Consider the following 12,310-nt stretch of genomic DNA (forward strand, 5'->3'; position numbering starts at 1 on the left):
CTCCAATTCAACTGGTTAGGGGTGAAACGCTATTATTCACCTAAAACCAGGTTAAGATCAGTGTATTGGGTTAAAAGCAACGGAAAAGCTGCTTCTGCTTCGCGGATCACCCACCAGCGGGCGGCCCGGCAGCGTTTCTCCACGTTTTGGAAGGCGACCCCGAGCCGTTGGCCGGCTTCCTGGTAGGAACCGGTCGCTTCGTAAACCATGACCCCTTCCCATTGGGAAAGCGTCCAACGGCTTTGAATGACATCATACAAGTTGAGCAGGGTGTTCACCATCTGGTCGAGCCCCGGGTCGCCGCTGACCAGCCGCGTGCGCCAGTGCCGGTGCTGTTTAAGTTCGTCCAAAGCCTGCCGCGCCCGGTGGAAGGCGGGTCCGTTCATCTCCCAGGAGCTATTGGCCCCCAGTCCGGAGGTGATCCGCCCGAACCCGATCCCGATTCGCAACTGCAAGGGCAGGCAATAGTAGCGTAATTTCCGCAGGAGTGCCGGTGAACTCAAAGCACCGGCCACTACCGCCTGGATCTCATCCCCCCGGGAAAAGGTAAAGGGCGTGACCAAAGCGGCGTCGGTGAGTTCATGGAGGCGCGCCTTTTTGGCCGCTACCAGCGTTTCTTGACGCCGGGAATCGATCACATCGGCGGTCAAAACCGTATATAGTTCCATCCTGAACCCTCCCCATCCCCCGTCCAAGCCATTAATTTTGCGGCCGCGGGTGAGCAAGGCGGGGGAAAGTTACAGGTTGTATATTCTTCCGTTTCCTGTCCTTTCCTGCTTTAATTCATTTTTCCCAGTAAACAGGAATAATATTAATTTTAGCGAAAAATATGGGGGGCAGTTCCTTGCCACGGGGTTTTCACCTTTTCCTCCTGACCTGTTTCTGGGTGGGCCTGCTCGGCGGCTTCAGCTCCGATCTGGAGCTCAGCGGTGATCCGGCGGCGCAACTTTTTTTTCAGACCAATTTTCAGAACAGGCGGGGACTGGCCTACCGGTGGGTGCCCCCCGGGGAGGACACTTACCGGCTCCGCTACGGAACCGGTTTCTCCCCGACGGAAACCGTGTTGGGTCAGGTGCCCTTGCTTTGCATCGTTAACTTTTGGAACCCGGTGGAAGCGGTGGGGAGTGCTACTTTGGAAGCGGTTTGGCGCGGGGAGATCACCAACTGGTCGGCTTTGGGCGGGGAAGACCGCCCCATCGAAGTGTTGACGTACAACCACCCGGATCTGCCCCGGTTGCCCGGCACCGACCGGCCCGGTCTCCGGCAAGTTCGCTCACAGGAGGCGATGGTGGCGGCGGTGGCGTTTCCGGCGTGAACTCGCGGCGAGCTTTTCGCCGGCCAAAGATCTGGGCGGGCGGTCCGCCTTCACTTTAGCCGCGGCCGGTGATATGATGTTCAGTCGCCGTGTCGCCGCCACCAGTATCAGCCAGGGTGATTACCGCTATCCCCTTCTGAAGGTTGCACCGATCCTCCGCCGGGCCACGCTGGCCATGGCCAATCTGGAAGGTCCTTTGAGCGACCGGGGAAAACAGTTGAATATGTTCCGTGGCGATCCCCGCTTTTTGGAAGGGATCCGGTACACCGGGATTGATCTGGTCTCGTTGGCCAATAATCATATTATGGACTATGGGACCGTTGCTTTTCTTGATACGATGGAACGCCTGACCGCCGCCGGCGTTATGTACGTGGGGGCAGGAACCAACCTGACTAAAGCACGGCAAGGACGCCTTTTGAATTTGGGCGGTGTGAAAGTGGGTTTTCTTGCCTACACCGAACTGGGGCCCGGTTTCACTTATACACGGGTCCCGCAACACTGGGCAGCCACCGATGAGCTGCCGGGCGTTGCCCCGGCCCGTGCCGATTAAATGCCCGAAGCTACACGGCAGGGCTTGATTTTGGAGGTGGCCGGGGACCGTTATGGCATCCGTCAGCTGCGCTGCATTCCAGTGCTGATCGAGAACGAACAGCCGCAAGTGGCGGAGGGGGAGGCCGCCCGGCGGATTATGAGACTGCTCCGTACCGCCTCGCAAGGGTTATAAACTTAAAGAAAGAGGAGGCATCTTCATGAAACCGCAGGATTTAGCGAAAGAACTGGCCAATTCCATCCGGGAGAGCCCGGAGTATCAAGCCTGGGAAAAGGCCAAAGCCGAAGTGGACAAGCATGAAGCGGCCAAAATCATGCTGGAAGATTTCCGCAAGAAACAGTGGGATCTGGAGAAAGCCCGTTTAAACGGGGAGGAGATCAAGCCCGAACAGGAAGAACAGTTTAAAAAACTGGCGGAGATTATACAGTATAACCCTTATGTCCGCGATTTTCTTGTGGCGGAGTACAATCTCAACCTGATGATTATGGAGATCCAACGGATTATTGCTTCCGCCGTTGGCGTCAAGCTGCCGGAGGAAGAAAACATGGAGAAAAAAGATGACGGCAAATAAAAGAGTGTGGGTGGAGATCACGGTCGAAACCACCGCGGCGGCCATGGAGTTGGTGGGGGAACTTTTGGCCGAATGCGGCTGTACCGGGGTGGTTTATCATGATCCGCGGCTGTTTACGGAGTTGGAAGGGAAGCCCGCCGAGTTACTGCCCGACGTACAACCGGAGGACCAGGCCTACCGGGTCGCGGGGTACCTGGCGATGGAACCCGGCTGGGAAGATCAGGTGATGAAACTCCGGACCCGGATCGAGGAGGTCCGGGCGTTTCTGCCGGTGGGCAGCGGGTCGGTTACCTTCCGCCAGTTACACGAGGAAGACTGGGCGAACGCCTGGAAAGAATATTACCGCCCGGAACGGATTGGCCCCTTTCTGATCATTCCTTCCTGGTTGTCGCCGCCAGTCCTGGCGGACGCAATCCCGATCCGGCTTGACCCCGGGATGGCCTTTGGGACGGGGGCCCACCCGACGACACAGCTCTGTTTGGCAATGCTTCCGACGGTGGTGCGCCCCGGCCACCTGGTTTATGACATCGGCACCGGTTCCGGGATCCTGGCGATTGCCGCCGCGAAACTCGGCGCGAAGGTACGCGCGGTTGATAAGGACCCGGTGGCAGTGCGGGTGGCGGCGGAAAACTGCGCCCTTAATCAAGTCGCGATTCCGGTGATGAGTGGGGATCTCCTGGCGAACCTGGCAGAACCGGCGGATTTGATTATCGCCAATATCCTGGCGGAAGTGGTCATCGAACTGATCCCGCAGGCGGTGGCAAAATTAAAGCCCGGTGGGGCGGTGCTTGCCTCCGGGATTATTGAACAAAAAGCCGCAAAGGTTCGGGCGGCTTTAGCTTCTGCCGGGTTTAAGATCGTCAATTCTTTACAGAAGGAAGACTGGGTCGCCTATCTGGCGGTCTGGGACGGGAAAGAAGATGCCTAAATTTTTTATTGAACCTTCCGCCCTCCGCACCGAAGACGGGCGGCAACAAGTGACGATTACCGGGGAGGATGCCCACCACCTGGGCCGTGTCCTCCGGGCGCAACCCGGGGACCGGATTAAGGCCACCGACGGACGGGGGAACCTTTATGAAGTGGTATTGACTGTGGTGACGCCGGAAACGGTCCGGGGCGATGTGCTTGCCGTCGGCCCCGATCAAGCCGAGCCGGCGCTTAAAATCACCCTTTTCCAAAGTATTCTCAAAGGGGAGAAGATGGACTGGGTGCTCCAGAAGGGCACCGAGATTGGGATCACCGCTTTTGTTCCCTTTCTCTCGGCCCGGACCATCGCGCGGCCTGCTCCCAACCAGTATGCCAAGAAACAGGAACGCTGGCAGAATATTGTAACGGCCGCGGCCAAACAAAGCGGGCGCGGTTTGATCCCCAAGGTTTACCCGGTGACGCCATGGTCGGCCGTGCCGTCGATGTTGGCCGGCCAATTTACGCTGGTGGCGTGGGAGGGGGAGACAACCTGCTCCCTCCGGCAGGCCTTGTCCCAACGGGAACAACCGACTGCGGTGCAATTGGTCATCGGCCCGGAAGGCGGTTTCAGCCCGGAAGAGGTGGCCGTTTTGGTGGCTCAAGGAGCCCTTTCGGTTTCGCTGGGGCCGCGGATTTTACGGGCGGAGACCGCCGGACCCTTGGCCGCCGGCCTGCTGCTCTTCCACTACGGTGCGCTGGAACCGGCACCTTCCACCTTGGCCAACAACGGTAGGTAGCGGAGGACGGTTTTTCTTTTCCGGCCCGTGGCCGGAAGCGTATACACCAGCTCCGGCAGGTATAAAAGCCCCACATTGACCAGGCGGACCAGGACACGCGGGCGGAACTTGTCATAAAGGTCAAGCGCGCGATTTTGAAAATCGGCGAAATCCCGCCGGTCTTCCTGGTAATACTGGTAGAGGCAGGCGAGTTCCTCTTCGTAGCGGGTACGGGCGTCGTCGACCCAGCGCCGATCTTTGGTGGCTACCAGCTTTTCCAGGTAGCGGTGGAGGAGGGGAAAAGCTTCTTCCAGGGAGCAGCCGGGCTTTTCTACTGCCGTAGCGGGAACGCCCGGGACAGCTTCCGCCTCGTTTAAGAAGCGGAGAAAATCCGGTGTGATTGTGCCACTTGTCATATCCAACCCCAGACTCACCAGTTCCTCATGGAGCTCGTCGGTCTGGTAGGAGAGGGTATAGTGGGCCAGCAAATAGGGGCGGGCTTGGACGGTTGGGGCCGGCAGCGGAAACAATCTCTTGAGCTCGGGACAGAGCTGTCCGAGGGCGGCCTCCGTCTCGGCCGGTGTCCGCTCGTATTTAAAAGAATGCAGGGTGTAGTTTCCCCGTTCTTTAAGTCCGTCGATGAACCAGCTCAGCCGGAAGCTTCCGGGGATGACCAGTTCAGAACCGGGGTAGTTTGCACTGGCCTCGGGCGTGAAAACCAGATTCAAAGTCTGTTTCTCCAGCCGCGCCGGCGTAAAAAACATGGGCGGGATTTCCACGGTGACTTCCGCGATCAACAAATCATCATCCACCTGGCGGTAGCTGGCACCGGAAACCCGCAAGGTTTCAATGATAAAGTCTTTGATCTCTTCCGGCGAGTGGGTGGCCACCGAATCACCTCCGTTTGCTTTTTTCGTCCTCATTTCCTTGTCCCCATTTTGTTCTGTGGGTGTGTGTGGTAGCCTACGAGTGCAACTATATTTTCTCCCTCCAGCTTAGCCTTGAGCTTCTACAGCCCGGCCTTGCTCCTCAGCGGGCACTGTAAGCAGGTCATCGATGCTTAACCGTCCCGGCTGGTTTAGCCCGGCCAGGATTTCATCGCCCAACCGCTCCAGGTTCCGGCTAAGCTCTCTTTCGTCTTCCGCGGCGACCAAAGCCCCCATGACGCGGGACTCAAAAGATTTTTCCCTGGTAAAGTAGTTGACGATCCTTTCCGTATCCCCGATTACCATCTCAAAGAGGCGGATCTTCTCCAGTAATAATTTGAGCAGGTGTTCCTCGATGGTCCCCCGGGTGACCAGGTTGTAGATGTAGACCTCCCGGGTCTGGCCCAACCGGTGAATACGGCCGATCCGTTGCTCCAACCGCATGGGGTTCCAAGGGAGATCGTAATTGATCATGGTCCGGCAAAATTGCAGGTTTACGCCCTCGCCTCCCGATTCGGTACAGATGAGGACCCGGTGCGCCGGATCCCGGCGGAACCGGCCGATCGTAAAATCCTTTTTGCTGGCCGACATTGACCCGTCGAAGGTTAAGGCTTGGATGCCGTTGCGCTTCAGACGGGCGTGGATATAACGCTGGGTGGCCAGAAACTCGGTAAAGATAATCACCTTTTCCTCGCCGGTTTGACGCAGGATCTCTTCCACCAGGTTCATCTTGGAGTTCTCCTTCAACTGCCTGCCCAGTTCCATCAGGGCGACAATTTTCTCCGCGTCTTCAACACCGGCCTTTTGCGCCAGATTAAACAGGGTGGTGACGGCCGCGAAGGAACTGGAACAAACCTCCCGTTGAAGGGTGATCAGGGTCAATGGGTTGACATTCGCCCGTTCCCCTTTCCGGTATTCGGCTTTGACAAAAGCGGTTACTCTTTGGTATAATTCCTGTTCGGCCGGGGACGGGGCCAGCGGCATGGTCGCCACTTTGCGCGGGGGCAACGTGATCTGCGGCCCCCGTTTATTCCGGATCATTACGCGGCTGAGTAACGAACGCAACTCTTCCGGATTTTTCGCCGTGCGCTTGTCGGCGACAAAATTCCGTTTAAACTGGCGGTAACTGCCCAGTTGTCCCGGGCGGAGCAGGGAGATGAGGTTAAAGAGTTCTTTCAGGTCATTTTGCAGGGGTGTCGCCGTCAGTAAGAGGAAGAATTTCTTTCGGATGCGACTCACCAACTGCCAGTTCTTGGTGGTCGGATTCTTCAGTTTATGGGCTTCATCGACGACCAATAGATCATAATAGAGGTTTTCAATCACCTTCCGGTTTTTCTCCTGTTTGGCCAGATCCAGGGAGGCGATGACCAGATCGTACCGTTCCCAGTCGAAATCACCCTTGGCCAGGACCGGATAGAGGGCGAACTTTTGGGAGAGCTCCGCCGCCCACTGCCGGCAGAGGGAGGCCGGGGTCAGGATGAGAATCTTTTTGGCCAGACCGCGGAGGATGTATTCTTTAATGATCATGCCCGCTTCGATTGTCTTTCCTAACCCCACTTCATCAGCGAGGATCGCCCGCCCCCGGAGTTCGCCGATGACCCGCTTAACGGTGGCTTGCTGGTGGGGGTAGGGGACCAGTCCAACTTGACGCCAGCGTTCCTGAAGATGGGGAAAGATGAGCAGTTGGTCGTCAAAACCGGTAAAAAGCGAAAGTTCAGCGGCCCGGACCCGTAGCCGGAAAGCCGCCCAGGAGTCCCACTCTTGACGGTGAATTCCTTTGATAATTTCCGCCGGATCCGTCAAAAATTCAAGCTGGGGAGTGAACTCCCGCTCCGTGGTTAAGAATGATTTCATTTTCATCCTCCTGGTTCAACTTGTTGTTACCAATTGGCTGCGGATCAATTCTTCGTTGACAACGCTATTTATTCTGCCCAGGTTGGGCGGGAGGTATTAGTAGCGAAGGCCCCGAAGAAGTTTATGTCAACAACCAAATTACACAAAGGATGGATCATCGTTGCAGATAGGCGATCTTAAGCTGGCCAACCCGGTAGTGACCGCCCCGATGGCGGGCGTCACCGACCTGCCTTTTCGCCTCCTCCTGAAGGAGCAAGGGTGCGGCCTGGTCTGTGGCGAGATGGTAAGCGCCCAGGCCTTGGTTTACGGCAACCGGAATACTTTAAACTTGTTGGCGACCGATCCCCGGGAGCGGCCGGTCAGTATCCAGCTTTTCGGCTCCGATCCGGAGACGATGGCCCGGGCGGCTGGGATTCTTGCCACCTACCCGGTGGATGTGATTGATATCAATATGGGGTGTCCGGTACCGAAGGTCGTGAAAAACGGCGAAGGAGCGGCCCTCCTTAATGACCTGCCGCGGGCAGCGCGGATCGTCCGCGCCGTAGTGGCCGAGGTGGATTGTCCCGTCACCGTCAAAATGCGGCGGGGCTGGGCGCCCGGAGCGGAGGTCGCTCCGGAACTGGCCGTTCTTTGCGCCGAAGCCGGAGCGGCCGCCGTTGCGGTGCACGGACGCTTCCGCGACCAGTTTTATAGTGGCCAGGCCGATTGGGACGTGATCAGAAAGGTGAAAACGGCGGTCAATATTCCGGTGATTGGAAACGGCGACATTTTTACGGCTGCCGATGCCCTGCGGATGCGGGCCGAGACCGGATGTGACGGGGTGATGGTAGGCCGTGGGCTCCTCGGTAACCCCTGGTTGGTGCGGGAGACGGTGGCGGCGCTGACTGGTGCGCCGGTGCCCCCGCCACCATCCATCGAAGAGCGTTTCGCTTTCATCCGCCGTCACTTGTCGGCCCAGATCGCGTTCTGTGGCGAAGAACGGGGGGTCAAAGAAATGCGTAAGCACCTTACCTGGTACCTGAAGGGCTTTCCGGGGGCGGCCCGCGCCCGGCAACGGATTAACGAAGCCGTGAGCCTGGGCGAGCTTTTGGCTTTGCTTGATGCCTATGAGGAGGATTTGAAGAAGAATTTCCGCCCCAATTGCCCAGAAATTAGTCCTTCTTCATCTTGACACTGCCATTATGCTCGGGTATAATGTTGGTACAAAAAATGGGCATTTTGCGGTTGCTCATCATCTTCCCTGTTGAACGGTCTTTCCTTAAAGGTTTTAAGGAAGCCTTTTTTTACGGAATTTTATAGTCCCGCGTGTCGGCAAAGAAATCAAATTGGTCAAAAGTAGAAGTTGATCAATTAAAAGGGGATAAGCTAAATGGAGGAGAAAGAAAAAGAAGTTATATTAACACTGGAAGGACTAAATAAACTGGAAAAAGAGTTGGAATATTTAAAAACGGTCCGCCGGCGGGAGGTTGCCGAGCGGATCAAACAAGCCCTCGAGTTTGGGGATATCAGCGAAAACTCCGAGTACGAAGATGCCAAGAATGAACAGGGTTTTATCGAGGGGCGGATCCTGGCCATCGAAAAAATGCTCCGTAACGCCCGGGTCATCGATGAACAGGATGTTACCCTTGATGAGGTGAGTGTCGGCTCCAAAGTCTCCTTGTTTGACCTGGAAACCGGTGAACAAGTGGAATACACGATCGTCGGTTCGACGGAGGCTGATCCGGCCCATTTTAAGATCTCCAATGAATCACCGGTGGGGAAAGCCCTGCTTGGCCGAAAAAGCGGTGAAGAGGTTGAAGTACGGGCGCCAGTAGGGACCCTTCGTTACCGGGTAACAGCGATCAGCAAATAAACTCGAAACAATGGCGCGTCACACGGAAAGGGAGGGGTTTGCCCCTCCCTTTGGTGTTTGGTATATAATATCCTTTAGAGTAGATTGACCAATTTGACTATGTCGAAAAGCTGATGAGACACGGGAGGTAAGATTATGGACGAACATAATACTTTCAACAATGTAGTCCGGACCGAGGAGATGGAGAACCGCCTGGCAAAAATGAAAAAGATCAAAGCCGAAGGGCGCGATCCCTTTGGCCGCCGTTATGAACGGACCCACCAGCACAAGGAGATTGTGGACAACTTTGACCAACTGGAAGGACAGCAGGTGGCCATTGCCGGCCGGGTAATGACCATGCGCGGCCACGGCAAAGCCTGCTTTGCCAATTTATCCGACCGCAGCGGCGAGATCCAGATCTACGCCAAAATTGATGTGCTGGGGGAAGAATCCTACCGTTGGTTTACCGACCTGGATCTGGGGGATCTGATCGGCGTTTCCGGTACCGTCTTCCGGACTCAGCGCGGACAAATTACCGTGATGGTTGAAAAGTGGGAACTTCTGGCCAAAGCCCTCCGTCCCTTACCGGAGAAATGGCATGGGCTGAAAGATGTGGATACCCGCTACCGCCAGCGTTATCTTGACCTGATTGTCAACCAGGAAGTGCGGGAGACCTTTATCAAACGAACCCGGATTATCTCGACGATCCGCCGGTTTCTGGACGAGCGGGGCTTTCTTGAGGTCGAAACGCCGGTCCTCAGCTTGATCGCCGGAGGCGGACATGCCCGCCCCTTTAATACCCACCATAACGCCCTCGATCTCGACCTGACCCTCCGGATTGCTCTGGAGCTTTACCATAAACGGCTGATCGTCGGCGGGTTGGAACGGGTTTATGAGATTGGCAAGTGCTTCCGGAACGAAGGGATCTCCACCAAACATAATCCGGAATTCACGATGATCGAACTTTACCAGGCCTACGGTGACCTTAACGATATGATGGAATTGGCCGAACAGCTTTTTGCCCATGTTGCCCGGGAAGTCCTCGGCACCACCAAACTGACCTATCAGGGGACGGAGATCGATCTGACTCCACCCTGGCCCCGGTTGTCGATGGTCGAAGCAATTAAAAAGGAGACCGGGATCGACTGGTTAAAGGAGGCCACCGACGACGAAACTGCCATTACCATCGCGAAAAAGCTCGGCCTCAATGTCAAGGATCTGAAAACCAAAGGACAAGTCTTGGATGAGCTATTCGGTGAATTTGTTGAACCGAAGCTGATCCAGCCCACCTTTATTGTCGATTATCCGATTGAAGTCTCACCGCTGGCCAAGCGGAAGCCGGACCAGCCCGAACTGACCGACCGCTTCGAATTGTTTATTTACGGACGGGAAATGGCCAACGCCTTCACCGAACTGAATGATCCGTTGGACCAACGGGAACGGTTTATCGCCCAAGCGCGGGAAAAGGCCAAAGGAAATGAAGAAGCGATGGTCTGGGATGAGGATTTTCTGGTTGCTTTGGAACACGGGATGCCGCCGACGGGGGGCATGGGGATCGGGATTGACCGGATGGTCATGCTTATGACAGATTCGCCTTCGATCCGGGATGTCATTCTCTTCCCCTTGATGCGGCCCAAAGAATAGGCAGAAAATTAACAAAATAAAAACATTAACCTTTTCTTACGGTGAAAGAAGGATTTATTGGTAGTAAATAGAATAAATAAAGCGTTTGTATTCTTTTGCTCAGATTTGCTACTAAAAATTTCCCGTTTCGGAAGGAATAACAGGCAATTTGGAGAATAAGAGAATTACATCCGCGAAGTGGTAAACAATCTCTTTCAGGATGTATTTCCAAGAAGGAACGTATACGCTTGTTTCCGAAACTCAGGAGGTGGTAAATGGGTAAATATACATAGGATGTGAATGTAATCTTTTATACCAAAACAATTAACTTATGAAACAATTACTTAGGAGGGGTTTGATTTGAAAAAGGCGTTAGTTTTAGCGCTTAGCGTTTTTATGGTTCTTGCTTTGGCAACCGCGGCTTTTGCGGCTGAGGTTTCCTACAGTGGTAAAGTCCAGGTTAAATGGGCTGGCGAAACTGATGTTGAGCCCGGCTTTGCAGCTGGCGATTTAGAAGCTGGGGTTACGATTGACTTCACAAAAGATTATGGTGATGGTGTTACCGCTGGGGTTACAACCAAAATTCAAGCCCACGGTGACTCGGTTAAAGAATTCGATTTTGACGGCGCTGGCTGGATTAAATTAGACTACGATATCCTTGCCGTAACTGCGAAGACCGAGATTGACGGAAACGCTGCTAATGATCTCGCTGCCGAGTGGGGTCTCGCTGGTGCTCCTGGTGTTCAAGTTGACGTGACCGCAATCGATGGCTTGGCCATTACAGGCCTGATCAACGCTGGTCCTACATACAACTTCTTGACCAAAGCTGAGTACAGCGCAGATGCTCTTGCCTTGGGTGCTGGCTTCCAGAAACACGGTTTAGCGGATGATGCTTATATTGAGGCAGAATTAGATGAAGAAGGTGAAGTAGTATTCAAAAACACCGTTAAAGACGCTTTTGCCATCTGGGGTTCCTATGAAGTTATTGACGGCTTGACCATAGCTGGGGAGTTTGCCAGCCGGACTGAAAACTATAAAATCAAAAAAGAAGACGAAGATAGATTCAAAAAGCCTGAAGCAATGAATGCGATCTTGGTTAAAGCCTCTTATGAGGGCGGCGGGTTGACTGTTGACGCTGCTTTCTTGAACCAGGATCTGGGCTTTGTTACTCAAAATGAGGACGATGCCGACGATTTCTTGGCAAGGGACTTCATGAAGCTCGGTGGGTTTGAGGGTAACGTGCTTTATGTCGATGCATCCTACGCACTTACCGACGCTCTGAAAGTCAGCGGTGCTTTCGACTATGTCCTAAGTGCTAAGGTAGGGAAAGCAGATGTGCTTAAAAATTTCAAAGATTTGTTTGATGAAGACTTTGCTTTAAGCTACAAAGTAGCTGCCGATTATGACCTAACCGAGGAAATTGCCCTTGGTGCCTGGTATAAAGGATACGGCTATGCAAGCGAGTTCGGTGGAAAAGCCGTCTACACCTTTGCCGAAGGCGTCACTGGTACCCTCGAGGTTACCAATGGTAAAGGTCATAAAGTTATTGACGAAGACGCGGGCGAGCTTGTAGAACCTAAAGCTGTCACTAAATACTCGTTCGTTCTGTCTGCTGAATTCTAATTACAAGACAGCAATAAAAGAGATAAAAGACGCTCCTTTCCAGGAGCGTCTTTTATTTTTCGAAATGTTCACATTAGGAATATGATTGCTTCTACTTATTTATCATAATCTAAAATGTTGATGTTCTTATGATTATAATAATACAAGGCAAACTCAGTTTGTAATGTGGCGTTGTTAATTCCAAAATTTGATATAGACAAAGCCGCAAAAATATGATAAGATAAAATTCGCCTTCCGGGAGCGGAGGACAATCCTGGGAGGAGAGGAAACGACTGAACCCTGAAAACTAAACAGCCAAGACAGGTAAGAGAAGGTAAGGGCTTGTTGCTTTACAA

13 protein-coding genes are annotated in these 12,310 nt (G+C 54.2%); 10 read left to right on the plus strand and 3 right to left on the minus strand.

The annotated features are described in order from the left end of the window. Positions 1–32: 32 nt before the first annotated feature. Positions 33–668, minus strand: coding sequence for a SatD family protein (locus G5B42_RS09485; protein ID WP_181340231.1), 636 nt, complete (start codon positions 666–668; stop codon positions 33–35). A 176-nt stretch (positions 669–844) separates the two neighbouring features. Here G5B42_RS09485 and G5B42_RS09490 point away from each other — a divergent pair, with 176 nt between their 5' ends. Genes G5B42_RS09490 through G5B42_RS09515 form a run of 6 tightly spaced genes read left to right on the plus strand, consistent with a single transcriptional unit; the run spans position 845 to position 4,139 of the window. After that, entirely contained in the window at positions 845–1,315 is a 471-nt protein-coding gene (locus G5B42_RS09490) for a type 2 periplasmic-binding domain-containing protein (protein ID WP_181340232.1), read from the plus strand. 31 nt (positions 1,316–1,346) lie between these two features. After that, a complete protein-coding gene (locus tag G5B42_RS09495) occupies positions 1,347–1,865 on the plus strand; it encodes a CapA family protein (protein ID WP_269206203.1) in 519 nt (172 codons plus the stop codon). Next, positions 1,866–2,039, plus strand: a complete 174-nt coding sequence (locus tag G5B42_RS09500) for a hypothetical protein (protein ID WP_181340234.1) — start codon at positions 1,866–1,868, stop codon at positions 2,037–2,039. A 25-nt stretch (positions 2,040–2,064) separates the two neighbouring features. Next, positions 2,065–2,436, plus strand: a complete 372-nt coding sequence (locus G5B42_RS09505) for a YlbF family regulator (RefSeq protein ID WP_181340235.1) — start codon at positions 2,065–2,067, stop codon at positions 2,434–2,436. Next, positions 2,423–3,364, plus strand: a complete 942-nt coding sequence (gene prmA / locus G5B42_RS09510) for a 50S ribosomal protein L11 methyltransferase (protein WP_181340236.1) — start codon at positions 2,423–2,425, stop codon at positions 3,362–3,364. Before G5B42_RS09505 ends, prmA begins: the two co-directional genes overlap by 14 nt. Further along, positions 3,357–4,139 (plus strand): 16S rRNA (uracil(1498)-N(3))-methyltransferase, encoded by a 783-nt coding sequence (locus G5B42_RS09515; RefSeq protein WP_181340237.1) that lies wholly within the window; start codon positions 3,357–3,359, stop codon positions 4,137–4,139. Before prmA ends, G5B42_RS09515 begins: the two co-directional genes overlap by 8 nt. On the opposite strand, the gene G5B42_RS09520 is transcribed toward G5B42_RS09515, so the two are convergent. Both G5B42_RS09520 and G5B42_RS09525 read right to left on the minus strand, forming a co-directional pair. Further along, complete coding sequence (locus G5B42_RS09520; RefSeq protein WP_181340238.1) at positions 4,088–5,041, minus strand: YqhG family protein; 954 nt, start codon at positions 5,039–5,041, stop codon at positions 4,088–4,090. The genes G5B42_RS09515 and G5B42_RS09520 overlap by 52 nt on opposite strands. 72 nt (positions 5,042–5,113) lie before the next feature. Continuing rightward, entirely contained in the window at positions 5,114–6,898 is a 1,785-nt protein-coding gene (locus tag G5B42_RS09525) for a DEAD/DEAH box helicase (RefSeq protein WP_181340239.1), read from the minus strand. Between the two features lie 160 nt (positions 6,899–7,058). Here G5B42_RS09525 and dusB point away from each other — a divergent pair, with 160 nt between their 5' ends. The 4 genes from dusB (at position 7,059) to G5B42_RS09545 (ending at position 11,975) form a co-directional block, all read left to right on the plus strand. After that, positions 7,059–8,069, plus strand: a complete 1,011-nt coding sequence (dusB, locus tag G5B42_RS09530) for a tRNA dihydrouridine synthase DusB (protein WP_181340240.1) — start codon at positions 7,059–7,061, stop codon at positions 8,067–8,069. Between the two features lie 198 nt (positions 8,070–8,267). Next, the gene (greA, locus tag G5B42_RS09535; protein WP_181340241.1) at positions 8,268–8,750 is read left to right on the plus strand and encodes a transcription elongation factor GreA; all 483 of its coding nucleotides are present in this window, start codon (positions 8,268–8,270) and stop codon (positions 8,748–8,750) included. A 135-nt stretch (positions 8,751–8,885) separates the two neighbouring features. Then, on the plus strand, positions 8,886–10,373 hold the full coding sequence (gene lysS / locus G5B42_RS09540) for a lysine--tRNA ligase (protein ID WP_181340242.1): 1,488 nt from the start codon (positions 8,886–8,888) through the stop codon (positions 10,371–10,373). A 339-nt stretch (positions 10,374–10,712) separates the two neighbouring features. After that, a complete protein-coding gene (locus G5B42_RS09545) occupies positions 10,713–11,975 on the plus strand; it encodes a hypothetical protein (RefSeq protein WP_181340243.1) in 1,263 nt (420 codons plus the stop codon). The last annotated feature ends 335 nt before the right edge of the window (positions 11,976–12,310 follow it).

It is taken from the genome of Capillibacterium thermochitinicola (assembly GCF_013664685.1).
GTDB lineage: Bacteria > Bacillota > UBA4882 > UBA10575 > UBA10575 > Capillibacterium > Capillibacterium thermochitinicola.